General features: G+C 61.2%; 20 protein-coding genes and 1 pseudogene. 17 read left to right on the top strand and 4 right to left on the bottom strand.

Translation table 11 applies throughout. The features are described 5' to 3' along the window. Window positions 1-53 precede the first annotated feature (53 nt). Window positions 54-4,154, bottom strand: a complete 4,101-nt coding sequence (gene fdhF, locus FBAL_RS09070; protein ID WP_013345303.1) for a formate dehydrogenase subunit alpha — start codon at window positions 4,152-4,154, stop codon at window positions 54-56. A 285-nt stretch (window positions 4,155-4,439) separates the two neighbouring features. On the opposite strand from fdhF, the gene lon reads away from it, so the two are divergent. Beyond that, window positions 4,440-6,872, top strand: a complete 2,433-nt coding sequence (lon, locus tag FBAL_RS09065; RefSeq protein ID WP_013345302.1) for an endopeptidase La — start codon at window positions 4,440-4,442, stop codon at window positions 6,870-6,872. Between the two features lie 59 nt (window positions 6,873-6,931). Here lon and FBAL_RS20805 read toward each other — a convergent pair whose 3' ends face one another. Next, window positions 6,932-7,237 carry a CZB domain-containing protein gene (locus tag FBAL_RS20805; RefSeq protein ID WP_267918534.1) on the bottom strand — a complete coding sequence of 102 codons (306 nt, stop codon included), beginning with the start codon at window positions 7,235-7,237 and terminating at the stop codon, window positions 6,932-6,934. A gap of 129 nt (window positions 7,238-7,366) precedes the next feature. Beyond that, window positions 7,367-7,594, bottom strand: a pseudogene (locus FBAL_RS20800) (methyl-accepting chemotaxis protein); the annotation flags it as partial. A gap of 258 nt (window positions 7,595-7,852) precedes the next feature. On the opposite strand from FBAL_RS20800, the gene FBAL_RS20795 reads away from it, so the two are divergent. The 5 genes from FBAL_RS20795 to FBAL_RS09035 all read left to right on the top strand — a co-directional run bounded on the left by FBAL_RS20795 (window position 7,853) and on the right by FBAL_RS09035 (window position 13,233). Further along, complete coding sequence (locus tag FBAL_RS20795; RefSeq protein ID WP_083771278.1) at window positions 7,853-8,815, top strand: YgjV family protein; 963 nt, start codon at window positions 7,853-7,855, stop codon at window positions 8,813-8,815. A 33-nt stretch (window positions 8,816-8,848) separates the two neighbouring features. Continuing rightward, a complete protein-coding gene (locus FBAL_RS20265; RefSeq protein ID WP_013345299.1) occupies window positions 8,849-9,280 on the top strand; it encodes a hypothetical protein in 432 nt (143 codons plus the stop codon). 72 nt (window positions 9,281-9,352) lie between these two features. Further along, window positions 9,353-10,018, top strand: coding sequence for a transglycosylase SLT domain-containing protein (locus FBAL_RS19580; RefSeq protein WP_013345298.1), 666 nt, complete (start codon window positions 9,353-9,355; stop codon window positions 10,016-10,018). A 68-nt stretch (window positions 10,019-10,086) separates the two neighbouring features. After that, window positions 10,087-12,903: an FAD-binding and (Fe-S)-binding domain-containing protein gene (locus tag FBAL_RS09040; RefSeq protein ID WP_013345297.1), complete on the top strand. Its 2,817-nt coding sequence runs from the start codon at window positions 10,087-10,089 to the stop codon at window positions 12,901-12,903. A gap of 90 nt (window positions 12,904-12,993) precedes the next feature. Further along, window positions 12,994-13,233: a VF530 family protein gene (locus FBAL_RS09035; RefSeq protein ID WP_013345296.1), complete on the top strand. Its 240-nt coding sequence runs from the start codon at window positions 12,994-12,996 to the stop codon at window positions 13,231-13,233. A gap of 98 nt (window positions 13,234-13,331) precedes the next feature. On the opposite strand, the gene FBAL_RS09030 is transcribed toward FBAL_RS09035, so the two are convergent. Further along, window positions 13,332-15,443: a TonB-dependent siderophore receptor gene (locus FBAL_RS09030; protein WP_041251243.1), complete on the bottom strand. Its 2,112-nt coding sequence runs from the start codon at window positions 15,441-15,443 to the stop codon at window positions 13,332-13,334. A gap of 326 nt (window positions 15,444-15,769) precedes the next feature. Here FBAL_RS09030 and FBAL_RS09025 point away from each other — a divergent pair, with 326 nt between their 5' ends. The 11 genes from FBAL_RS09025 to FBAL_RS08975 all read left to right on the top strand — a co-directional run bounded on the left by FBAL_RS09025 (window position 15,770) and on the right by FBAL_RS08975 (window position 25,625). Further along, window positions 15,770-16,390: a PepSY-associated TM helix domain-containing protein gene (locus FBAL_RS09025; RefSeq protein WP_013345294.1), complete on the top strand. Its 621-nt coding sequence runs from the start codon at window positions 15,770-15,772 to the stop codon at window positions 16,388-16,390. Between the two features lie 10 nt (window positions 16,391-16,400). Then, on the top strand, window positions 16,401-16,910 hold the full coding sequence (locus tag FBAL_RS09020; RefSeq protein WP_013345293.1) for a DUF2271 domain-containing protein: 510 nt from the start codon (window positions 16,401-16,403) through the stop codon (window positions 16,908-16,910). Window positions 16,911-16,927: 17 nt separating this feature from the next. Next, the gene (locus FBAL_RS09015) at window positions 16,928-17,740 is read left to right on the top strand and encodes a DUF4198 domain-containing protein (protein WP_013345292.1); all 813 of its coding nucleotides are present in this window, start codon (window positions 16,928-16,930) and stop codon (window positions 17,738-17,740) included. Window positions 17,741-17,778: 38 nt separating this feature from the next. Then, a complete protein-coding gene (locus FBAL_RS09010) occupies window positions 17,779-18,105 on the top strand; it encodes a hypothetical protein (RefSeq protein WP_013345291.1) in 327 nt (108 codons plus the stop codon). After that, on the top strand, window positions 18,105-18,632 hold the full coding sequence (locus FBAL_RS19575; protein ID WP_013345290.1) for a DUF6162 family protein: 528 nt from the start codon (window positions 18,105-18,107) through the stop codon (window positions 18,630-18,632). Before FBAL_RS09010 ends, FBAL_RS19575 begins: the two co-directional genes overlap by 1 nt. Next, window positions 18,632-19,522, top strand: a complete 891-nt coding sequence (locus FBAL_RS09000) for a metal ABC transporter solute-binding protein, Zn/Mn family (RefSeq protein ID WP_013345289.1) — start codon at window positions 18,632-18,634, stop codon at window positions 19,520-19,522. The genes FBAL_RS19575 and FBAL_RS09000 overlap by 1 nt, the downstream gene beginning before the upstream one ends. Continuing rightward, window positions 19,522-20,238, top strand: coding sequence for a metal ABC transporter ATP-binding protein (locus tag FBAL_RS08995; protein ID WP_013345288.1), 717 nt, complete (start codon window positions 19,522-19,524; stop codon window positions 20,236-20,238). The genes FBAL_RS09000 and FBAL_RS08995 overlap by 1 nt, the downstream gene beginning before the upstream one ends. Beyond that, window positions 20,238-21,113 (top strand): metal ABC transporter permease, encoded by an 876-nt coding sequence (locus FBAL_RS08990; RefSeq protein ID WP_013345287.1) that lies wholly within the window; start codon window positions 20,238-20,240, stop codon window positions 21,111-21,113. Before FBAL_RS08995 ends, FBAL_RS08990 begins: the two co-directional genes overlap by 1 nt. A 5-nt stretch (window positions 21,114-21,118) precedes the next feature. Beyond that, the gene (locus FBAL_RS08985; RefSeq protein WP_013345286.1) at window positions 21,119-21,973 is read left to right on the top strand and encodes a metal ABC transporter solute-binding protein, Zn/Mn family; all 855 of its coding nucleotides are present in this window, start codon (window positions 21,119-21,121) and stop codon (window positions 21,971-21,973) included. Between the two features lie 129 nt (window positions 21,974-22,102). Next, window positions 22,103-23,275, top strand: coding sequence for a MerR family transcriptional regulator (locus tag FBAL_RS08980; protein ID WP_013345285.1), 1,173 nt, complete (start codon window positions 22,103-22,105; stop codon window positions 23,273-23,275). Window positions 23,276-23,954: 679 nt separating this feature from the next. Beyond that, window positions 23,955-25,625: a BCCT family transporter gene (locus FBAL_RS08975; RefSeq protein ID WP_013345284.1), complete on the top strand. Its 1,671-nt coding sequence runs from the start codon at window positions 23,955-23,957 to the stop codon at window positions 25,623-25,625. The last annotated feature ends 85 nt before the right edge of the window (window positions 25,626-25,710 follow it).

Here is a 25,710-nt window from a genome sequence, read left to right as displayed (position 1 = left end):
AACAAACAAAAAAGCCCGCATCACTGCGGGCTTTCTTAATTAACCAACCAGAATCAGGCGGCGACAACGCGCGCGGCGCACACCTTGTATTCCGGGATCTTGGCTTCCGGGTCCAGCGCCGGGTTGGTCAGCACGTTGGCGGCGGCTTCGACAAAGTGGAACGGCACAAACACCACGCCGGGCTGCATCCGCTTGGTGATGAAGGCCGGTACCTCTACTTCACCGCGACGGGTGGCCACCTTGATGCGCTGGCCATTGGTGAGGCCAAGGCGCTCGGCGTCCGCCACCGCAATCATCGCCACCGGGCCCGCCATCAGGTCAAGACCGGGGGTTTTACGGGTCATCGTGCCGGTGTGGAACTGGGCCAGCTGTCGACCGGTGGTCAGTACCAGCGGGTAGTCGTCACAGGGCAGCTCTGCCGCCACCCGGAACGACACCGGCGCCAGCTGGGCGCGCTCGCTCAGCATAAAGCGCTCGGTGTGCATAACCGGCGTGCCGGGGTGCTGGACATCGGGACAGGGCCACTGCAGTGACTCGGTCTCGGTGCGCTCCCAGGTGATGCCACGGTAGCTCGGGGTGACCTCACAAAGCTCATCGCAGATCGCCCGCTCGTCGGCGTAGTGCCAGTCCACGCCCATGGCGTTGGCCACCGCCTGCAGAATCGCCCAGTCGGCGCGGGCTTCACCCGGTGCACGCACGGCGGCGTTCAGGCGCTGAACCCGGCGCTCGGTGTTGGTGAAGTGGCCGGTTTTTTCGGCGAAGGCAAATGCCGGCAGCACCACGTCCGCCAGTTGCGCGGTTTCGGTCAGGAAGATGTCCTGCACCACCAGGAACTCCAGCGCGTTCAGCGCTTCCAGCACGTGATGTTGATCCGGATCGGACAGCACCGGGTTTTCCCCCATCACGTACAGGCCCTTAATCTGGCCCTCCGCCATGGCGTCGATCATCTCGGTCAGCTTCAGGCCCGGATCACGGGGCAATACGGTGCCCCAGTACGCCTGGAAGCGATCAATCAGGCCGTCATCCGGCAGTTTCTGGTAACCCGGCAGATAGTTGGGCAGTGCCCCCATATCGCAGGCACCCTGCACATTGCTCTGGCCACGCAGCGGGTTGATGCCGCCACCGGCCACGCCGATGTTGCCGCACAGCAGCTGCAGGTTGGCCAGCGAACGAACGTTGTCGGTGCCGGTGGTGTGCTGGGTGATGCCCATGGCGTAGTACACCGCAGTACGGTCAGCAGTGCCGATCAGCCGCGCCAGCTCGACGATCTGATCCGCCGCGATGCCGGTAACGGCGGCGGCGTTGTCAAGGCTGTACTCGGGACGCATCACTTCCGCTTTGAGCTCATCCAGCCCCTCGGTGCGGGCGGCCAGATAGGCATCGTCCTGCCAACCCTGACGCAGGATCTCCTGCATCACCGCGTTGAGCAGCATCACGTCGGTGCCGGGGCGCTGGCTGAGGTAGAGATCGGCGTGGAAGGCCATGTCGATCTTACGCGGGTCGATCACGACCAGACGGGCGCCCTGCTTCACCGCGCGCTTCAGGTGCGAGGCGATAATCGGGTGCGCGTTGCTGGTGTCGGAGCCGATGATCAGGATCAGGTCGGACTCAGCGATGCTGGGGATGTCGTTGGTCATCGCGCCGCTGCCCACCGCCGGTTCCAAGCCGGTGACTGTGGTGGCGTGGCAAAGACGCGCGCAGTGGTCAACGTTGTTGGTGCCCAGCGCCACACGGACAAACTTCTGGAACAGGTAGTTGTCTTCGTTGGTGGCCTTAGCCGAGGAGAAACCGGCCAGCGCGTTGCTGCCGTGCTCGGATTTCAGCTCGGTCAGGCGGGCCGCGACGTACGCGATGGCATCGGACCAACTGGCCGGTTGCAGTTCACCATTACGGCGGATCAGCGGCTGGGTCAGGCGCTCAGGCGAGGCGATAAAGTCAAAGCCAAAGCGGCCCTTGACGCAGAGCATGCCATCGTTGACCGGCGAGCCCTCTACCCCGGTGACTTTCACCACCTGGTTTTTCGCCTCATCGACGTGCAGGGTCAGGCCACAGCCGACACCGCAGTAGGTGCAGATGGTGTTGACCTTCTTGTACTCGTCCTTCTGGCCGTGCTGATGCTGGGTTTTCGCGGTGATCGCGCCCACCGGGCAGGCCTGAATGCACATGCCGCACTGGGCACAGTCGGAGGTGGCCATCAGCTCGCCATCGGCCACCTGAACCCGGCACATCGGGGCACCGTCAGGGAAGCGCAGCACATTGTGGACGCCCTGCTCACGGCAGGCCTGTACGCACTGGCCGCAGCTGATGCAGCGGTTGCGATCCAGACGGATAAAGGGCGAGCTTTCGTCCACGGCAAACTTTTGCGGCGCGGGTTTCAGCAGGTCTTCGTCGCGGATGTGGTACTCGGTGGCGTAGTCGCGCAGGTCACAGCTCTGGCTCTTCTGACAACCACAGGCCAGGCAGCGGGCCGCTTCGGCAATCGCCTCATCGACACCGAAACCCAGCTCGACTTCATCGAACGAGCCGGTGCGGCGCTCGCCCAGAAGCTCCGGCATTTTCAGGCGGGCTTTAAACGGAATTTCGTCGTAGTAGCGGGCTTCCACCTCTTTGAGGCTGGCCGCTTTACGGGCGTTGAACTGAACCGGGTCGAGGCGGAACTGGCCCTCTTTAAAGAAGCGCAGCATCGCTTCGGCGCTGCGACGCCCCTCGCCAATCGCTTCCACCGCGGTGGCCGGCCCCAGGCGGAAGTCGCCGATGGCAAAGATGTTATCGATGCCGGTGTGCAGGTTGTCCGGACACGCGTCAGCGGTGTTCCAGCGGGTCAGCGGGATCGCGCCTTCCGGAATAAAGCTGGTGTCCGGCTTCTGGCTGACCGCCGGAATCACAGTATCAAATTCATGCCACTGGAACTCACCAGTGGGCTGCGGGCTGCGACGACCGGAGGCATCCGGCTCGCCCAGCTCCAGGCGCTCCACTTTGACACGGCACACCCGACCATTGTCGTCCGCCACGTTTTCCACCGGCACCGACATAAACAGGAAGTTCACCCCTTCCACTTCCGCCTCGTGGATCTCGTAATCCTCGGCAGGCATGTCGGCCTTGGTGCGGCGATAGATCAGGGTGACTTCCGCGCCCTGGCGCAGGGCGGTGCGGGCGCAGTCGATGGCGGTGTTACCGCCGCCGACCACCGCGACTTTCTTACCGGTGGAAACCGGCAGGCCGGAGGAGAACGCCTTAAGGTAGTCCACCCCAAGAATCACCCCATCCAGATTGGAACCGGGGTAGTCCATCCGCACCGCTTTCTGGGCGCCGATGGCCAGACAGACCGCATCGTAATCCTGCTTCAGCGTGTCCAGCTTGATCTCGCGGCCCAGCGCGGTATTGGTGTGGATGCGCATGCCAGCGCGGCACATCAGTTCCACTTCCCGGGCCAGGGTCGCTTTGGGCAGACGGTATTCAGGGATGCCGTAGCGCAGCCAACCGCCCGCTTCCGGCATCGCCTCAAACACATCCACTTCCACCCCGGCGTGGGTCAGGTAGTAGCCGGCAGCCAGGCCCGCCGGGCCCGCACCGATGATCGCCACGCGCTTGCCGATGGGGTCGGCAATGGGGGCCAAGTGGGGTTCGCCAGCCAGATCGATGTCGGCAGCGTGACGCTTGAGCTGACGAATGGCCAGCGGCTCGTCCACCAGAGTACGGCGACATTCGGATTCACAGAAGGCGGGACAGACACGGCCAATGGACAACGGCATCGGCAGGCTTTGCTTGACCACTTCGGTGGCCTTAACCGCATCACCCTGAGCGATGTGGTAGAGGTAACTTTGTACGTCCACGGCAGCCGGACAGGCGGTTTTGCAGGGGGCTTCGCAGTCGGCGTGGTGGTCGGAGAGGATACGCTTCAGCGCTTCTTGGCGGCGGGCGGTGATCGCCTCGGAATGGGTGATGACGGTAATCGGCTGGCTCAGCGTGATTTCGCAGCTGCGCACCAGCTCGCCGTTAACCTCAACGACGCAGAGGTCACAGGGGGTTTTGGGGCCATCGGTATTGCGGCCGCACAGCGAGGGGATAGCTATCCCCTGAGCCTTGGCAAAGTCCAACAGGCGCACGCCAGCTTCGGCGGTCACCACCTTCGTGTCCAGGGTTATCTCGATCATCACAGTCCATCATGCCGGTGGCGTCTGCCGCCACCTGTCGAATATGTTGTTCCGGCTCTCTGGCCCGGATTTTTCTGACGCTAAGGCTATCAACCGGGTTCCCTTGCCAACATCGGCTTTGAGCCTAAGCGTGACGAAGCTCGCGCTTTGGTCCGCTGGTAAGACCAAAAATCACGATTCAGCAACGGCGGTTGTACAGAAGCTGACCACTTGCGGTCACAACAACTTGCAAACGGCCCACCCCGTCCCCAGATCGCCACTATCATTGGCAACGTGTTGTTTGACATGACCCACACCATCGACGAATTCAACGCAGACTGGCATCTCGATATGGATGAACCCAGCGACACCGGCACCGAACTGATCCCGGCTCAGCCCAATCGGCCTGAGACGCTCCCGGTGATGCCGGTCCAGAACCGCCCCTTCTTCCCCGCCCAGGTGATGCCGGTGGCGGTTAAGGGTGGTCACTGGGAGGCCACCCTCCAGGCGGTGCAGGAGAGCGATCATAAGCTGATGGCGCTGTTCTACTCCCGGCAGTCCAATGCCGCCGAAGGCTTGCTGGACAAGGATGCGCTGGCCAAAACCGGTTGCGTCGTCCGGGTGCATGAGGTGCGTGAAACCGAAGATGGCCACTTCCACTTTGTTGCCGAAGGGATGGAGCGCTGCAACCTGCTGCGCTGGGTCAGTGACGAACAGCCCTACATGGCCGAACTCTCCTACCCCATTGATGAGCACCCGGACACCAAGGAGATCAAGGCCTACGCCATCGCCCTGATCGCGGCCATCAAGGAGCTGATCCCCCTGAATCCGCTCTACTCCGAGGAGCTGAAACAGTACCTCGAGCGCTTTGGCCCCCATGAGCCCTCCCCGCTGACTGACTTTGCCGCCGCCATCACCACCGCCAAGGCGGAGCCGCTGCAGGCGGTGCTGGATACCGTCAGCCTGCTGCCGAGGATGGAGAAAACCCTGGCGCTGCTGAAGAACGAGCTGGACGCGGCGCGCCTGCACAGCGAGATCAGCGAACAGGTGAATCAGAAGCTGGAGAAGCGGGAGCGTGAGTTCTTCCTGCGGGAACAGCTCAAGGTGATCCAGCGCGAACTGGGGGTCTCCAAAGACGACAAAACCGCCGATGCGGAGGAGTTCCGCGAGCGCCTCAAGGGCAAAACCCTGCCGGAAGCCGTAGAGAAACGCCTCAATGAGGAGCTGCAGAAGCTGTCAGTGCTGGAGACCGGTTCACCGGAATACGCCGTCACCCGCAACTACCTCGACTGGCTGACCCAGGTGCCCTGGGGCGTGTTCGCCAAAGACAGCATTGAGCTGGCCAAGGCCCGTAAAGTGCTCGATAAGCACCACGATGGTCTGGCAGACGTGAAAGATCGCATTCTGGAGTTTCTCGCCGTGGGCGCCTTTAAGGGCGACATTGGCGGCTCCATCATCCTGCTGGTGGGCCCGCCCGGTGTGGGTAAAACCTCCATCGGCAAATCCATTGCCGAGTGCCTGGGCCGCCCCTTCTACCGCTTCAGTGTGGGCGGGATGCGCGACGAGGCCGAGATCAAGGGCCACCGCCGTACTTACATCGGCGCCATGCCCGGCAAGCTGGTGCAGGCACTGAAAGAGGCCGAGGTGATGAACCCGGTGATCATGCTCGATGAGATCGACAAGATGGGCAAAAGCTACCAGGGCGACCCCGCCTCGGCGCTGCTGGAAACCCTCGATCCCGAGCAGAACGTGGCGTTTCTGGACCACTACCTCGACCAGCGTCTGGACCTGTCCAAAGCGCTGTTTGTCTGTACCGCCAACACCCTCGACAGCATTCCCGGCCCGCTGCTCGACCGGATGGACGTGATTCGCCTCTCCGGCTACCTGGCCGAAGAGAAGCTGGCGATCGCCAAACATCACCTGTGGCCGCGTCAACTGGAGAAGGCGGGACTGAAACGCAGCCAGCTGCGCATCTCTGACCCGGCCCTGCGCATCGTTATCGACGGTTACGCCCGCGAAGCCGGGGTGCGCGCACTGGAGAAGCAACTGGCCAAACTGGTGCGCAAATCCGTGGTGCGACTGATGGAGAGCGAGCAGGACAAAGCGTCCATCGGCATCAAGGACATTGAACCGATGCTGGGCATGCCACGCTTCAAAGCGGAAGACCTGCTCAGTGGCGTTGGCATCGTTACCGGCCTGGCCTGGACCTCGCTGGGCGGCGCCACCCTGCCGGTGGAAGCCCGCCGCATCCACGAGCAACGCCGTGGCCTGCACCTGTCCGGCCAGTTGGGGGATGTGATGAAGGAGTCTGCCACCATCGCCCACAGCTACGTCAGCGCCAACCTGGCCGAGGGCGGCAGCCTCGCGCACTACGGCGACGCCACTAACTACTTCGACAACGCCCATATCCACCTGCATGTGCCGGATGGTGCCACCCCCAAAGATGGCCCCAGTGCCGGCATCACCATGGCCACCGCGCTGCTGTCACTGGCGCTGAACCGGGCTCCGCGCTCCGGCGTGGCGATGACCGGTGAACTGAGCCTGACCGGCCAGGTGATGGCGGTGGGCGGCATTCGTGAAAAGGTGATCTCAGCCAAGCGCCAGAAGATCACCACGGTGATCCTGCCGGACGCCAACCGCGGCGATTTCGACGAACTGCCCGATTACGTCAAAGCCGGCATCACCGTGCACTTTGCCGAACGCTTTGAGCAGGTCGCTGAATGGATGTTCGGTCAGTAATCCTGACTGAGTGGATCGAAAACGGGGCCCTTTGGCCCCGTTTCTGTTGCTGCGGTGGATTACGCCTGAACCAGCCGGTCCAGCCCCTGCATCAGGGCATCACTGGCCTCCTCCATCGCCAGCAGCAGGTCCGCTGAAGGCTGCCCCTTCTTCACCGCATCCAGCGCGGCGATGCCAAACTCATGCACCGCTTTATGGGGGGCTTCCAGATCCCGGTAAGCGGGTTTGTCGGCATGATGACGTCGGCCATCACCACAGTAGTACCACTGGCCCAGGCGACAGCTGGTGTGGTCGCCCAGATCGCCCTGCCACTCACCGGACACCGCCGCACGGTACACCATCGCTTTCCAGCTCAGGTGGTCCATCTTCACGGTCTCGATAAAGCCCAGTTCGGCATTGCGCTCGATGGCGCCGTGCATCTGCTTGGACAGCGCCAGTGCCTCGCGCACCGCCTGCAGCCCCTCATCCGCCTCCTGCACCAGGCTTTTGCAGCTGGTGTGGGTGTCCTGCAAGTGACGATCGGTGCTTTCCGTATCCTGTTCAATCTGGGTCATCAGCTGGCCGATTTCGCTGCTGGCCCCATTGGCGCGCTCGGCCAGGTCGCGTACCTCACCGGCCACCACGGCAAAGCCCCGGCCCTGCTCACCGGCCCGGGCTGCTTCAATGGCGGCATTGAGCGCCAGCAGGTTGGTTTGCTCGGAGATGTTGCCGATGATGCCGACAAACTCATCAATCCGTTTGGCCACCTGTTTCAGCTGCGTCAGACTGGCCAAACTGGCTTCCGCCTGACTGGCCACCCGGCCAAGTTCGCTGTGCATATGCTGCAGTACCTGAATCGACTGGTCGTACAGCACCGCCGAACCGGTAACCTGATCCCGTTGCGACAGCATCGCCACTGACAGGTCCGCCACCGTCTGGCGCACGTCACCGACGCCGTAATAACTGCGCAGCATCAGCGACATTGACCGGGCATCCGTCTCATGCTGACGCTCGCGCTGAACCAGCTCACCCTCCCGCTGCGCCAGCATGGACTCCAGCTGAGCCACCCGCTGTTGCATTCCCTGCTCGCGTTCAATCAGTTCCGCGTTGGCCGCCTCAAGGGCCAAACATTTTTTCTTATTATTATTGAAGAACATTTTACTTCTCATAGGGTTAGGTGGGCCCAATATACCCATTTCGAAACGTCAGCCAAGTGCATTGGTCCGGCCTGTGACGGCTTTGGCGTTCTGGCAAACCGGTCATCGAAACCTTGCCCAGGCACCGCACAACATTTCTTCGAATGGCTCACGAACCCGGTTTGCCGAAATCTGCGCCACGCCACAATTTCCGAACATCCACGAAACCCGTGTCGAATCTTTGTACACCGTCACGGACTGGTTGACGAAATTGCGGACAATACGCCCCTTTTTTTACGGGGTAACACAGTGGTGGGCGAAACAATCTGGGCAGCACAGGCGTTGGGAGGCCTGGCGATGTTACTGGGCTGGTGGGCCAATGCCCAACGCTCGGATTCGCGACTGCTCACCGGCAATATGGCCGCCGCCTGCCTGACCGCCCTGCACCTTGCCCTGCTTGGCAGCCCCCTGGGGATGGCCGTTCAACTGCTGGGCGCCGTTCGCTTTGCCCTGGCCCGCCGAGGCCCCGCGCCTCACCTGGCCGCCATCTTTGCCCTGCTGGCCCTGTTTCAGGGGATGTTGCTGGCGCAGAGCTGGGCAGAATGGTGCGTGGTATTGGCCGCCATGCTCAGCAGTGTGTTGGTGTTTCAGGTGCGCGGGCCGCTGCTGCGGCTGGGGCTGCTGCTGTGCTGCGCCCTGAACCTGACCCTCTCCCTGACTCTGCTGTCCTGGTCCGGCATCCTGTACCAGAGCGTCACCATGACCCTGCTGGTGCGTCAGCTTTGGGGTTCGCTGCGCCCGACGCTCCCGGCCTACACTGTGCAGTAACCCCTTTATTGAGCGGGCGCCGCCGGAGGCACTATGGCAAACCGGTTCTTCCTGCTGACGTTGGCCAGTGGCGACTGGGAAGGGATGGTCGGCGCGGACGGCCCCCATCTGAAAAGCCCAGAGGGCAGCAGTCTGTCGGTGGGCGAAATCTATCTGGGTGAGGATTTTCCCGGCCATCCCGGCTGCTGGGCATTCGATCTGCGTCATGCCCTGCCCCTCAGTAGCTTGACCGATCAGGAGCAACAGCAACTGGCTGACGCCTTTGGCCTGCCCCGACGCGCCAATCCCGCCGCACCCCACCCCGAAAGCCAGTTCTGGCAAAGCGAAGCGTTTACGCAGCTGTGTCAGTGGGTGCGCCACCATCACACCCGGGCCGAACATCAGGTGAAACGCCACCCTCAGCGGCCGCCCTACTGGCTGGCGATGTGTGAGGCGGTGATCGCAGTCGAAGATGGTGACAACTAGTCACCAGCGCATACCAGACTTTTACCCACTTTTTACAAGGCGTTAGAATCCAGGCGCCGGAATTCTGGCATAATGCGCGCCATGAAAATGACCCTTCGGGTGTTGTCAGGCGGTATGGTACTGGGCGCGTCAGCCCTGTTGTGCGATAGCGTTGTTGGCGATACCGCTACTGAGCCCGTGCGCCGGCACGCGCTGTCACTCCCTGAGTTTCACGCTGATCCACGCTCTCCTCATCAGGAAGTGGAGGCTTATGCACGCCGTCTGGTCGAGGCCTACCAACTCGACCCGGCCAAAGCCCAGCGCTACGCCGGTTACATTCTCGAGTCCGCCTCCTACTCCGGCGTGCCCAAAGAGCTGATCGCCGCCCTGATCCACACCGAAAGCCATTTCCGCGATCAGGCGGAGTCGGTGGTTGGCGCGATTGGCCCCGCCCAGATCATGCCCCAGGTCTGGGAGCCTGCCTGCGGCGATGTCAGCGAACCGCGCACCAATGTGCTGTGTGCCGGTGTGGTGCTGGCGCACTACAAGACCCGCTTCTGTGAAGACCAGTTTGCGCCCTACGCCTGTGCCCTGTCCCATTACAACGTGGGCCCGGGCAACCTGGTGCGCAAACCCAACCGCAGCCGCGCCGCCGCCAATCGCTACCTGACCAAGATGAGCCGAGCCCTGGCCGCCTACGACGAGTACGTGCTCGACCAGCACTTTCCCCGTCGGCCAGAGCAACGCATTACCCAGTAATTCACTGGACGTTACCGTCGCCATTACCTATCGTCGATTCAACAGTCTGCTCGACCAAGGAGTCCGGGATGTCGATCGATTACGCGCAGGTACTGAGCGAGTTGCGGGCCGCGGTGGGCCACGATGCGGTGACGGATGATCCGGTACGGCGCTTTGCCTGGTCCACCGACGGCAGCTATTTCCGCATCGTGCCGGAGTTGGTGGTGCGGGTAAATGAGCCGAATCAGGTGGTCGCCATTCTGGAGGTGGCGCGCCACCATAACGCCCCCATCACCTTCCGCGCCGCGGGCACCAGCCTGTCGGGACAAGCCGTAGGTGAAGGGATCCTGGTGATGCTGGGCTACGACGGCTTCCGCCAGATCACCATCAGTGATGACCACCAACACGTCACTTTGGGGGCCGCAGTCATTGGCGCGGATGCCAATGCCCAGCTCAAGCCCTTCGATAAGAAGATCGGTCCGGACCCCGCCACCCTCGCCTCCTGCATGGTCGGCGGCATCGTCAACAACAACGCCTCCGGCATGTGCTGCGGCACCGCACAGAACAGCTACCAGACCATCGCCAGTGCCCGCCTGCTGTTTGCCGATGGCACCCGCCTGGATACCGGGGACGAAGCGTCCAAAGTCGCTTTTGCCCGGGCGCGCCCGGAGCTGTTGGAGACCCTGGCCGGATTAGCCCGGGAAACCCAGGCCGACACCACACTGGCGGAACGCATCCGCCATAAATACGCCATCAAGAACACCACCGGTTACAGCCTGAATGCGCTGGTCGATTTCACCGACCCGTTTGATCTGATCAACCACCTTGTGGTCGGCTCCGAGGGCACCCTGGCCTTTGTCGAGTCGGTCACCTATCAAACCGTGGACGAAGCCCGTTTTAAAGCCTCCGCCATGGCGGTGTTCCGCAATATGGTGGACGCCGCGTCAGCCATTCCGCCACTGAAAACCGACGCCGTTGCCGCCGCCGAACTGCTGGACTGGGCCTCCATCAAATCGGTTACCGGCAAAAAAGGGATGCCCGACTGGCTTTCCGAACTGCCGGAAGGCACCGCAATTCTGCTGATTGAGTGCCGCGCCAATGATCAGGCCACGCTGGAGGGCTTTACCCGCCAGGCCACCGACGCCATCGCCCACATTGAAACCCTGCGGCCCATTGAGTTCAGCACCGACCCCGCCGTATTTGGCCAGTACTGGGCGATGCGATCCGGGCTGTTTCCCATCATTGGCGGCGAGCGCCCCAAGGGCACCTCCGTAATTATCGAAGATGTCGCCTTCCGGGTGGAGGACCTGGCCAACGCCGCCGCGGACCTGTCCGAGCTGTTCCAGATCCACGGCTATCCCGAGGGAGTGATCTACGGTCACGCCCTGGACGGCAACTTCCACTTTATTATCACCCCCCACTTCCGCAGCCAGGCCGACATTCAGCAGTTCGATCGTTTTATGCAGGCGGTGGCCGATCTGGTGGTCAACAAGTACGACGGCTCAATGAAGGCGGAACATGGCACCGGCCGTGCCGTGGCGCCCTTTGTGGAGTTGGAGTGGGGGCCGAAAGCCTATGAGCTGATGAAGGCGATCAAAGCCGCCTTTGACCCACAGGGACTGCTCAACCCCGGCGTAATTCTTAATGAGGACAGCGAGATCCACATTAAGGCGATCAAGCAGGCTGCGGTGGTGGATGACTGGGTGGACCGCTGCATCGAGTGCGGCTTCTGCGAGAAAACCTGCCCCACCTCCTCCCTCAATATGTCACCGCGCCACCGCATCACCACCCTGCGGGAGATCGCCCGGTTGGAGCAAAGCGGAGAACAGGCCGCGGCACAGCAAATGCGAGAAGCCGCTCAGTACGACGTCATCGACACCTGCACTGCCTGCCAGCTGTGCACCATCGCCTGCCCGGTGGACAACAATATGGGCATGCTGGTGCGGGAGCTGCGCGGAAAGCAGTTGACCTCGACGGCGCAAAAGGTGCTGGATTTCCAGGCCGACCACTACGGCGCGGTCAACCGGGTGTTGAGCGGCGGCTTTGACCTGCTGCACGGTCTGCATAAGCTGACCGGCGACACCATCACCGGCAAGATCATGGCGCTGGGGCGCAAGGTCAGCAGCGAAGTGCCCTACTGGGACCCGGATTTTCCCCGTGGCGGCACCCTGCCCAAGCCGACCCTGCACGGTAACGACCGCCCGGTGGTGGTCTACTTCGCCGCCTGCGGTGGCCGCACCTTTGGCCCGACGCCGAAAGATCCCGACGGCACCACGCTGCCGGAGGTGATGGTAACTCTGCTGGAGCGCGCCGGTTACGAAGTGCGGGTACCGGACAACACCCGTGCCCTGTGCTGTGGCCAGATGTGGGAGTCCAAAGGGGATTACAAAAACGCGGACAGCAAGCGCACCGAGATGATTGATGCCCTGAAGGCGATGACCAACAACGGGGAATACCCGGTGCTGATCGACGCCCTCTCCTGCACCAAGCGCACGTTGCAGGACGCGGAGATCGACTTCACTCTGGTGGATGTGGTCGACTTTATGGCGTCAGAGCTGATGGACAAACTGACCGTCTATCGGCGCAAACCCTCGGTCGCCCTGCACGTGGGCTGCACCGCCAGCCACATGAACGTGGGCGGCAAGATGGAGACCATTGCCCACCACTTCGCCGACGAAGTAGTGCGGCCAGCCGGGATCTACTGTTGCGGATTTGCCGGTGAGAAGGGGCTGTTTAAGCCGGAGATCAACGCCGATGCCTTGCGTCATCTTAAAGAGCGTCTGCCGGAACAGATCAGCGAGGGCTATTACGCCAACCGCATGTGTGAGATTGGGTTAACCCGCCACAGCGGCATCAGCTACCGCCATCTTGCGTACCTGATGGAGGAGTGCACCCGGCCGGGTTAGTTCAGGAGGATGCTCCGGCGCCGGGGGTCTGGTAGACTGCGCCGCAACGCCCGGCGCCCCCTGCGCCCCTGTCATTAGGAACCTTGTGCCATGAGCCAAGAACAACCCAATAACCCGCTGCACGGCCTGAAGCTGGAAGTGATCCTGACCCGACTGGTGGACCACTACGGCTGGGACGAGTTGTATGACCTGATCCGCATTAACTGTTTTGGCAGTAATCCGTCGATCAAGTCCTCGCTCAAGTTCCTGCGCAAAACCCAATGGGCCCGTGACAAGGTCGAAGCACTCTACATCGAGACCTTTGTGCGCCACGCCAACCCCTGGCAGTAAACGCGCAACCGCCTGAACATCGCCCGCTTCATTGGGGCACAAAAAAGCGGACCCAAGGGTCCGCTTTTTTTATTTAGACGCGATGGTGTTGCGAGGGCTTAGAACGCCACCTGCACAGAAGCACGGAAGGTACGACCGTTGCCAATGGCCACGTCACCATTGTAGATGCCGTCCTTGATGCTGCTGGTGCCGCCGCCCAGGTACTCTTTGTCGAACAGGTTTTCCACGTTCAAACGGAAGTCCATATCGGTGTTCGCCACCTTCATGCCGTAAGACAGGCCGGCATCGACACGAACGTAACCGTCTTTCACGATGGTGTTTTCCGCGTCGGCGAAACGATCGCCCTCATAGAACAGACCCGCGTTCAGCGCCAGGCTCTCGGTCATCATGTAGCGGGACCACAGGCTGGCGGTCCACTCCGGCGCGTCCACCGGGGTTTTGTCCTGGTACTTGTCGTGGGTTTCGTAGTTGGCATCCAGGTACATCATGGAGGCCATCAGGAACAGATCTTCGCTGACCTGACCCTGCGCGGCCATCTCCAGACCGCGGTGACGCTGCTCACCACCCTGGGTGGTAAGGTCCCAACCGTCCACGTTCTCGGTGATGGTGATGTTGTCCTTGAGGATGTCGAACACTGCACCGGACAGCATCAGGCGCTGGTCAAACAGCTCCCACTTGTAGCCCAGTTCCCACTGAGTGCCCATCTCCGGATCCAGGTTCAGCTCTTCGTCACCATTCGGGCCTTCGTTGATCACGGTGCCCTGGGGCACAAAGCTCTGGCTGTAGTTCAGGTACACAGAGGCGTTCGGCGCCGGATGGTAGATCAGGCCCACCTTCGGCAGCAGAGAGTCAGAATCGCCATTGGCTTCATCGTTCAGCTTGTCGTAACGCAGACCCAGCAGCACCTGCCAGCTCTCGTTGATGGTCATCAGGTCCTGCAGGTAGATGCCGTAGTAGTCGTAGGTGGACGGGTCGTACACCTTGTAGTCATCGGCCCCGAATACCGGCGCGTTCGGCAGGTTGCTGCCGTCGTTGGACACGGTGATCTTATCGCCGCGCGCCAGGATGCGCTGGTAGCTGTACTCCAGGTAGTTGGCGCCGAACAGGATCTGGTGGTCCATGCCCATCGCCTGCACCAGGCCGGAGAAGTCCATGTACGCGGTGGTGAACTCCCAGTCGTCCAGACGATCGTACTCCTGAACCACGTAGGTGCCTTCCGCCACGTTGTGATCACCCGGCAGGGAATCCAGACGCTGACGGTCGTAGTTCTGCTGGTTGAAGCCCAGTTTGGCTTCCCAGTTGCTGCCCAGATACAGGTTCAGGTTGGCGCCGTAGTTCTCGATGTTGTTGTCGATAAAGGCCCAGGGCATGTCCCAGATGGTGTCACGGTCACCCACCACATCGCCATTGGCATCCAGAATGGCACCCCGGTCGATACCCGCCTTGTCGCTGGTTTTGTCGTAATGGACAGACAGGGTGGCCCAGCTGCTGATGTCGCCTTCGACGATCAGGGAGCCCAGCCAGCGGTCACGCTCGCGCTCGTCGCCGTTGGTGTATTCGCGGGCTTCTACCGTGTCCTGCTTCACACCCACGGCGCGGTAACGCAGGGCACCGGATTCCACCAGGGCGCCACCGGCGTCGATCTGGTAGCGGGTGGAACCGTTGTCATCCACGTCAAAACCGATATCGAAGATGCGCTCAACGGTCGGCTTTTTGGTGACCATATTGATCAGGCCACCCGGGTTTGACTGGCCATACAGCATGCTGGACGGGCCCTTCAGAACCTCTACCCGCTCGAGAATTTCGATGGGCTGCACGTAGTGAGACCAGTGCTGCATGCCGTCGCGCAGGTAACCGTTACCGGAATCCAGCTCAAAACCACGGAGGGAGAACACTTCACGGTTCCACTTCTGGGAGCCGCCGGTCACGGAGGCGTCGTTCACCAGAACGCGGCTCAGGCTGGTGGCCAGCTGCTCATCGATGACGATCTCCGGAATCACGGTAACGGACTGGGGAGTTTCCAGCAGCGGGATATCGCCCCGCATGGCGCCACTGGCGTTGTCGACTTTGTAGTCGTCAAAGCTGTTACCGCGAACGATCAGGGTTTCATCCGCAGATTGCTCGTTCGACTCCACTGCCAGAGCACTGGCGGGGGCACAAAGGCCAGCCATCAGCATGGCACTGAACAGGGGGGAGAGTTTCATCATCATTGACTCCATGAATTGAACCGGTATTCGGTCCGTGTTCCGGGCTTAAGTTGGCGCCAAATCTAAATGGGAATCCTTCTCATTACAATGTTTATTTGTGGTTAATAAGCCGTTTGAGGATTTTTTGTTCTCGGCGTGATCGCCGTCACGCCGGCAGAGTCACCACTCCTATCTCCCTGTGATTGTTGGATTTTTGTTGCGAAAAGCCAGAAAAGGCGAGTTGGATCACTGTTGAATGTAAATCCGTGTGAATGCGGATGGTAATGGTTCCCATTTAGGTTGGGCGCTGATAAGGTGCGCATCATTCTCATTTACCAGTGGCATTCAGGATGCTTCGTTCCAAGCCGGTGCAACAGTGGTCCCGCACCCTTCATATCTACGTCTCCATGAGCCTGCTGCTGGTGGTGCTGTTCTTCGCCATTACCGGCGTCACCCTGAACCGGCCCGAATGGTTTGTGGGTGAACCGCAACGCATTGAATCCGAACTGCCCCTCTCCCCTGCCCTGTTAACGGCGGACGCTCTGCGCCACCCCAGTGGCGAACAGGCCCTGCTGGATGCCCTGCGCCAGCAAGGCGGACTGAAAGGCCTCGCGTCTCCGTTGCAGATCTACACCGAGGTGGAAGATGGCGAGCTGGTGGAGGGGGAAGTCACCCTCGATTTCAAAGGCCCGGGCTACGACGCTTCGGTCTACATCGACCTGCTGGAACCGATGGCCGAAGTCAGCGTCACCGATTACGGCACCGTGGCCTGGCTGAACGACCTGCACAAAGGCCGCAACACCGGCGCCGCCTGGCACTGGTTTATCGACCTTAGCGCGGTACTGATGGTGCTGTTCGTTCTGACCGGCGTGGTACTTCTGGTTCCGAAAAAACGCACCCTGCGCACCGCCATGGCCTGGACCCTGGTGGGCAGCGGAGCAACCGTTTCCCTTTATCTGATGAGCTTGTAAAGGACCTCTTATGCGCATTACTGCCATCGCCCTGGCGTCCGCCCTGAGCCTGAGCCCGGTCTGGGCCTCACCGCTGCCGGACTCCGCCACGCTGGATGTCAAACTGGAGCTGCCGACTCTGGATGTCGCCAACTACGCCCGCCCCTATGTCGCCATCTGGCTGGAAGACAGCAACCGTGACGCGGTCGCCAATCTGGCCCTGTGGACCGGCAACCAAACCGACTGGTTGAAAGACATCCGCCGCTGGTGGCGCCAGTTTGGCCGCTACAACGCCGAACACATTGATGGCTACTCGTCTGCCACCCGCACCGCCGGGGTACACAGCCTGAAGTGGGATGGCACCGGCAACGACGGCCAGCGCCTGCAACAGGGCGAATACACCCTCTACGTCGAAGTGGTGCGTGAGCACGGCGGTCGTGACCTGGTGCGCCAACGCGTCACCCTGGGCGGCGACGCTTTCGCCATCACCACCCAGCCCATGGCCGAAGTGGGCGCCATTGAACTGAATTACCAACCTTGAGCAATAAGGACATCATCATGAAAAAGACACTGCTTGGCGCTGGCCTGGTACTGGGCATGGTAGCGACTGCCCAAGCGCATCCGCTGTGGATCCTGCCGTCCCACTTCACCATCTCCAAAGCGGAAGGCGAATGGGTGACCGTAGACGCGACAGCGGCCCACGCCACCTTTGCCTTTGATAAGCCGACCAGTGCGGATCCGGCCCACATCATCATGCCGGACGGCCGCAGTGAGCGTCCCGATGCCCTGTTCAAAGGCAAGCGCCGCAGCGTGTTCGACTTCTTCTTTGTTGAGGAAGGCACCCACAAGCTGGTGAACAGCCGCACCCCGTTCTACATGACCACCTATCTGGTGGGACGTCGTGACAGCGAGCGTCGCGTGCCGGCCAACAAAGCCGAGCGTGAGCTGATCGTGCCGGAAGAAGCCCGCGAGGTGAAAACCATCAAGTTTGAGCCCCGTGGCGAAAGCTACGTGACCGTGATGGCGCCAAACCGCACTGCGCTGGAAGCCACCAAAAAAGGGTTTGAGATGGTGCCGGTAACCCACCCGGCCGACATCATCGAAAACGAGGAAGTGACCTTCCAGTACCTCTACAACGGCGAGCCGGTCGAGGGCCTGAAAGTGGACGTGACCCGTGAAGGCACCCTGTACCGCGCGTCTCAGGAAGCGATCTCCGTGGAAACCAACGCCAAGGGTGAAGTGACCTTTACCCCGGCCCAGGCTGGCCGCTACATCGCTGCCGCCAGCCACACCCAGGTGCTGGAGAACGACCCGATGGCCGACGCCCACCGCACCATGCTCAACATCACCTTTGAGGTCCAGCTGGACTGATTGCTGTACGGGGGCTTCGGCCCCCTTTGTGAGTTCCGATGAACAAGAAATCCCTGCTCTGCGCCCTCCCTGCATCCCTGTTTCTGTTTTCCGCTTCCAGTGCCGCCCACTTTGGTCTGATGGAGTGCTGGTTCGAGCAGGATCGCAGCGAGATCCACTGCAAGACTGGCTGGACCGACGGCGGCCAGGCCAGCAACTACGACATCAAGCTGTTTGATTACGACGACAACCTGCTGGCGATTGAACGCACCAACAGCGAGTCCCACGTGACCTTCCCGGCACCGGGCGGCGACTTCTATCTGGTGTTCGACCCGGGCCACGAGTCCCCGGTTGAGGTGGACGTCGTTGAGATGAAGGATCGCTGATGAGTCGCGGTTACAGCCAAAAGGTGGCCGCGGATAACGGGGTGGCAGAGGGTCGTTACGTGGCCCTGGCCATCGCTGGCATTCTGGGGATTGGCGCACTGCTGCTGCCCCATCACCAGGCCCATCACGGCGGCCCGGATCTGGCGGAGCATCAGGTCACCTTTGATTTGGTGCCCACCGATGTGCGTGTCGCCGCCACCGACCTGAAACTGTCCCACGAGGAGATCCGCGACTGGCATCAGGACAATCTGGACGACGGTTTTGACGCCGAGGCCGCCTGGCCCGGCGTCGACGACCTGAAAGACGCCTTCCTGCCGCCGTTCAGCCAGGGCCAGTGGCAACAGCCGCAAGCCGCCATCTACCTTGGCCTGCTGGCTGACCACGCCCTGGTGCTCAACAGCCAGCACGCCGAACCAGCGCTGTGGGTCTGCGATAACGCCCCCCGGGCCTTCGATGACAACGCCCTAAAAGCGAACGGCTGTCAGCAACTGGTTTCACACCCTTCACACTCTCATAAGGATCACTGATGCGCGCACTTGTTACGCTGCTTGCCGGCCTGGCGCTGGCCCTGCCCGCTCAGGCAAAACTGACCGTTGGCGTGGCCCTGCATCCCTACTACAGCTACGTCTCCCAGGTGGCCGGTGACCACGTCACCATCCTGCCGTTGGTGGACGCGGGGTTTAATCCCCACAACTATCAGGCACAGCCTCAGGATATGCGCCGACTGGCAGAAATGGATGCCTTTGTGGTCAATGGCATTGGCCACGACGATTTTGCCATGCAGGTGATTCAGGCAGCCAACCGCCCGGACCTGCACATCATCTATGCCAACCAGGAAGTGGCTCTGCTGCCCGCCATGGGCGCTGCTGTTGGCGATGGTGCGGTGAACGCCCACAGCTTCGTCGGCATCAACACCACCATTCAAAAGGTCTACACCATCGCCCGGGAACTGGGTGAACTGGACCCGGAAAACGCCCGCGCCTACCGCAAAAATGCCCGGGCCTTCGCCGGTAAACTGCGCGCCATGAAACAGGACGCCCTCACCCAGATTGCCGAGCTGGACACCAGCAACATCAAGGTGGCCACCACCCACAACGCCTACGGCTACCTGCTGCAGGAGTTTGGTATTGGTGTGGACGCGGTGATTGAACCGGCCCACGGCGTAGAACCTTCCGCCAGCCAGCTGCAGGACACCATCGACCGCATCAAGGCCTCCGGCATCAACGTGCTGTTCTACGAACTGGATATGCCCAACCGCTTTGTCGACACCATCGAAGAAGCCACCGGCGTGCAGTTGTACCAGTTCTCCCACATGACTCACGGCCCGTTTGAAACCGATAAAGTGGCCCTGGAAACCCAGCAAAACCTCAACACCCTGGTGGAAGCGATCCGCTTTGCGGCAAAAGGCGAATCCTGATGAGCGGACCCAGCATTGAACTGACCGGGCTGTCCCTGCAGTACGGCCCCGAGCGGGTGTTGTCGGACATCGACCACACCTTCGAAGCCGGTTGCTGCCATGTGCTGATGGGACCCAACGGCGGCGGAAAAACCTCGCTGCTGCGCTCCATCCTGGGCCTCACCCCCTTTACCGGCGACATCACCATTCACTGGCCGGATCGTCCCGGTGCAATCGGCTATGTGCCCCAATCAGCGGCGTTTGAGTCCAGCCTGCCCCTGACCGTAATGGATTTTGTGCTGCTGAACCTGAGCCGCCGCCCGCTGTTCTGGCGTCGCGCCAGCAAAGAGCGACAGCAGGTGCTGGCCCAGCTGGAGCGGGTTGGCATGGCCGAACGGGCCGACCGCCGCATGGGCCAGCTGTCCGGCGGTGAACAGCAGCGTGTGCTGTTTGCCCAGGCCCTGCTGGACCAGCCCCAGTTGCTGATCCTCGATGAACCGACCACTGGCATGGACGAGACCGGCGTGCGCTACCTCGATGACCTGATTGCCGATCTGAACCAGCGCGGCTGCACCCTGATGTGCGTTCACCACGATGTCGGGGCCGTACGTCGCCTGCCTAATCCGATGGTGCACGTCGTCAACCGCGAGATCGTCGACTCCGGCCCGGCCGATCAGGTGCTGGCCCCCCACAAGCTGGCCAACCTGTTCCAGCACCACAGTCGTAAGGTGGCCTGATGGAATGGTTACGTGAACTGGCCGCCAACGGCGCCGCAGCCGGCTACCTGCCGGAAAGTTTTGGTTATGGATTTCTGGTCAACGCTCTGGTGGCGGCGCTGTTTATCGGCCCGATCCTCGGCGCGTTGGGCACCCTGGTGATCGCCAAGCGCCTGGCTTTCTTCTCTGAAGCGGTAGGACACGGAGCCCTGACCGGCGTGGCGATTGGCATCCTGCTGGGTGAGCCCACCGACAATCCGATGATTGGGCTGTTCTGCTTCTGCATGATCTTCGCCCTGCTGCTGCACTACATCCGCAACCGCACCAACGTGCCCTATGACACCCTGGTGGGCGTGTTCCTGGCCGTGGCCCTGGCCGGTGGCGCCGCGCTGCTGATGTTTGTGGCCCGCAAGATCAACATCCACCTGCTGGAAAACGTGCTGTTTGGTTCCATCCTGACCGTGACCGACGCCGACATCCTGCTGCTGGTGGTCGCCACCCTGCTGATTGCGGTGTTCTTTGTGCCCACCTTTAACCGGATGCTGCTGACCTGCATCAGTCCCGATCTGGCGCGGGTACGTGGCTGGCAAACCGCCATTTATGACTACCTGTTTGTGGTGATGATCACCCTGATCACCATTGCCGCCGTGAAGATCATCGGCGCAGTTCTGGTGGGGGCGCTGCTGTTGATCCCCGGCGCCACCGCCCGCCTGCTGACCCGGGATATGGGCGCCTTTGTCCGCCTGTCTGCCCTGCTGGCCACGTTGGCCTGTGTGCTTGGCACCCTGTTGCCGATGGAGATGGGCCTGCCCATTCCGTCCGGCGCCGCCATCATTCTGCTGTCGGCCACCGCCTTTCTGGCGGCCACCGGCTACCGCATCGTCGTCAAAGGATAATCCCTATGTTGCGTGCTCTGATTGCCTGTTCCGCCTTGCTGCTGGCACTGCCCGGCCAGGCGGCCCTACTGACCCACCTGCCCGCCACCTATATGGTGGCCACTGAACTGACCGATGGCACCGGGGTTAAGGTGGAATATCTGCCGCCCCGTCGTTATGGCCTCAGCCGACTGCCTGCCTGGTTCTCCGGACAGGGCAGCGAGGCTGTGGCCAAAGCCGCCCGTGATGCCGATGCGGTGATCACCATCAGCTCCGTGTGGCCGGCGGACCCGCTCTACCCTCACGTCCGTGCCCACAACATCCGCGCCATTGAGCTGGACGCCAGCCGCGCCCTGACCCCAAAAGGCAGCGCCGTGGTAACGCGGGAGATGGAAAGCGGCGAGATCTCGCCCTACGTCTGGCTTAACCCGGCCAACCTGTCCCGCATGACCGACATCCTGGCCAGCGATCTCAAAGCGCTGTACCCCAACCACGCTGACAAGATCAGCGCCAACCAGGCGGGGCTGAAGCAGGCCATCGCCCAGTTGCAGCAGCAACAGCAACAAGCGCTGCTCAATGCCGGTGTGGATGCGGTGGTGGTGCTGGATGATCGGCTGGAAGATTTCATCAGCGGTAACGGCCTGTTCGTGCTGGCGCGCAACAGTAAACCCGCCCTGACCTGGACCGAACAGGATAAAGCCGAACTGAAAGTGCTGGCCCAAGAGGAAGGCGCCCTGGTGGTGCTCAGTGCCGGTGATGTGCCCGCCACCCTGCTGGAAGGGATTGACAACGTCAGGGTGATTCGCCTCGACAGCCTGGACCGCTGGGGCCGGGGTATCGACGGCAAGGCGCCGCTAAAGCGGTGGCAACTGAATCTCTGATATGACCCTTCGAAAAACGGCGCCCCATGGCGCCGTTTTTTTTGCCCTGCACATGGTCAGACCCGCTTGACCTGTCTACAGCTTCATAGTTTAAAGTCGCCACAGTGACAGACAACGAGGGCCTTGCCCATGTACCGCATCTCCGAACTGGCCCAGCAGGTCGGGTTATCCCGTACCGCCCTGCTTTATTACGAGAAGCAGGGCCTGATCCAGGGGCAACGTCAGGCCAACGGCTACCGACTCTACAGCGATCAGGATCTGCAACGGGTGCGCCTGATTCAGAAGCTGCAGGCCGGGGGCCTCACCCTGAAGGAGTGCCAGGCCTGTCTGGATGCCCGGATTGACCGGCCACTGCTGCAACAACGCCTGCAGCAGTTGGACCAGGAACTGGCGCAGAAGCAGCAATCCCGTGACTTACTGGCCGCCCTGCTGGGCCAGGGGGATCTCAAGGCGTGGCACGAGAGCGTGGACCGGGTTGCCCCGGACGCGCACCTGGATTGGTTAATGAAGCAGGGTTTCAACGAGAAAGAGGCCCTGCGACTGAAATGGTTATCAAAAGACATGAACGAACACGAACAATACATGGCTGACTTTATGGCAGCCTTCGAAACCCTCGACCGTTGGGGCCCCGGCAGCGAAACGGAAACCCGACGCGCCCTGAGTCGGGTGCCCCACACGCCCTCCGCCATCCTTGAAGTGGGTTGCGGCAAAGGCCTGGCCACCACCATTCTAGCCAGCGACACTCAGGCCACCATCACCGCCGTCGACAATGAACCGTCGGCACTGGCGCGCCTGACCGAGATGCTGCAGCAGGCCGGTTTGGCTGAACGGGTCGAACCGGTCTGCGCCAGCATGACCGACCTGCCGTTTGAACCCGGCAGCTTTGACCTGATCTGGGCTGAAGGCAGCGCCTACATTATGGGGGTGTCAAAAGCCCTGTCGCAGTGGCGGCCACTGCTTCAGGACGGCGGCATACTGATGCTGAGCGATATGGTGTGGCTTACCGATGAACGCAGCGAGGCGGCTGAGGCGTTCTTTGCCCAGGAGTACCCGGATATGCAGAGCGTGGACACCCGCCTGGCCCAGGCTGAAGCCGCGGGCTACCAGGTGGTTGACCACTTTGCCTTAAGTCAGGCTGCCTGGGACAACTACTATCAGCCGTTGAAAGCACGACTGTCTGAGTTGCAGCCGCAGATGCCCGACTCTGCTGCGCTCAAGGACATCGCCCGGGAAATTGCCATCTATGAACAGTACCTCGGCCAATACGGCTATCAGATGATGATGCTGAAAAAGCGAGACTAAATCTTAACCACTCGTCCCAAATCGGCCACCACCTGGTGGCCGTTTTGCGTTAAAATGCGCGCTCGCTAGAGATAAGAGGGCCCGGAGTAATGTCCACACATCCGCTGGGAAACCAGAGTGGCAATCACCTTAAATCTGCACATCGAAGCGAGTGCGTCGAGCGCACCGTCCCCCCCCCCGGGTGTTAACGCGTTAACACCGCAAAGCGATAAGCGGGTGCCCTGCGAACCGCCATTCCTGCACCACGCCCCATAAAACCGACCGAATCAGTCGTGTTCACTATCACCACAATAACAGCCATGCAACACCGCCCTAACCTCAACAACTTGGCGGCACATTTATGTTGCGTTATGGATGCATCACGACAGATAATCCGGACCCTTAAGAAATGTGACCCCGGTTTGCTTAGCCAAATCGGGATCGTGATTCAAGCAACAACAACCGCGACTGCGCCAACGGTAAGGCGGCTGACTTTGCGCTTCGGTGGCTACCGAAGGGGATTCAGAAGTCCGCACCAGTGGGACAAACCATTAATGCCTGAGAACGACTCTCAGGCGGTTTTCTGGCAACACATCGGCTCTCAACCAACTGACAAAAACGGAGAGAACCGAAGCCAACCACAACCGGTTTGATACAGGTCCCAACCTGTTCAACGCAGATCGCACCAAAGGAGTACAACGTGAGCGATAATAACGGTGGTATTCAGCGCCCTGACGGTAAAGTCAGGGCGATCGATACGGATTATCAAATCGGGCAGGACAACATTGCCCTCAAAGTCGGTCCGTTGGGATTGGATATCCACAACCGTGTGTTTGCCATTTCTGGCATGGCCATCGTCATGTTCGTGGTGCTGACACTGGCATTTCGCGAAAGTGTTGAACCTTTCTTTGCTGGCCTGCGTGGCTGGCTGGTGTCCAATATGGACTGGTTCTTCATGTCCGCCAGCAACATCTTTGTGCTGGTCTGTCTGGCGCTGATCGTCACGCCGCTGGGTCGCGTCCGAATCGGCGGTACCGAAGCCAAACCGGACTACAGCTACGCCGGCTGGTTGGCGATGCTGTTTGCCGCCGGTATGGGCATCGGCCTGGTGTTCTTCGGCGTGTCCGAGCCGATGTCCCACTTCAGCTCCTCCCTCGGTGGCATCACCGTGGAGAACGGTGTGCGCACCGACTGGGCACCGCTGAATGGTGCCGAGGGCGACCCCGCTTCCGCTCAGGCTCTGGGTATGGCGGCAACCATCTACCACTGGGCGCTGCACCCCTGGTCCATCTATGCGCTGCTGGCGCTCGGTCTGGCCATCTTCTCCTTTAACAAGGGGTTGCCGCTGACCATGCGCTCCATCTTCTACCCGCTGTTTGGTGAGCGCATCTGGGGTTGGACTGGCCACGTTATCGACATCCTGGCTGTGGTTGCCACCGTATTCGGTCTGGCCACCTCCCTGGGTTACGGTGCCTCTCAGGCGATGACCGGTCTGAACTTCCTGTTCGATGTGCCGATGACCGATACCACTCAGGTGATCCTGATCCTGTGTATCACTGCGCTGGCTCTGGTCTCCGTTGTGGCGGGTCTGGATGGCGGTGTGAAGCGCCTGTCCGAGATCAACATGGGGATGGCTGCCCTGCTGCTGGTGTTCGTCATCATCGTTGGCCCCACCATCGCCATTCTGTCCGGGTTCTTTGACAACATCCTGTCTTACCTGACCTACCTGCCGGAACTGTCGATGCCGTTCGGTCGTGAAGACGTTAACTACTCTCAGGGTTGGACCGCCTTCTACTGGGCATGGTGGATCTCCTGGTCACCGTTTGTGGGTATGTTTATCGCCCGGGTTTCCCGTGGCCGTACCGTGCGTGAATTCATCACCTGCGTGATCCTGATTCCGTCAACCGTCTGTGTACTGTGGATGACCGCCTTCGGTGGTACCGCCATCAGCCAATACGTCAACGACGGTTACGAAGCGGTATTTAACGCCGAACTGCCGCTGAAGCTGTTCGCCATGCTGGACGTGATGCCGCTGGCCGAGATCACCTCTGTGGTGGGCATCATTCTGGTGGTGGTGTTCTTCATCACCTCTGCGGACTCCGGCTCGCTGGTGATCGACACCATCGCCGCCGGCGGTAAAGTGGACGCCCCCATGCCGCAGCGCATCTTCTGGTGCAGCTTCGCTGGCCTGGTCGCCATTGCCCTGATGCTGGGCGGTGGTCTGGCGGCGGCTCAGGCGATGGCGGTGACCACTGGCCTGCCCTTTACCCTGGTTCTGCTGCTCGGTACCTTCTCTCTGTTGAAGGGCCTGATCAGTGAACCCAGAAAGCCGGCCAAAAACGCCAAATCTCTGTCCACCGCGACTCGCTGAGGCGAACGCTGAGTGTTGAAAAAGGGGCCCTGCGCCCCTTTTTTTGAACCCGTTAGCATTACAGTCTGCTATCACATCAACTTCA

Source organism: Ferrimonas balearica DSM 9799 (assembly GCF_000148645.1).
Taxonomy (GTDB): domain Bacteria; phylum Pseudomonadota; class Gammaproteobacteria; order Enterobacterales; family Shewanellaceae; genus Ferrimonas; species Ferrimonas balearica.
The sequence above is the reverse complement of the archived record's forward strand: the minus strand, read 5'-3'. Positions and strand labels throughout refer to the sequence as shown.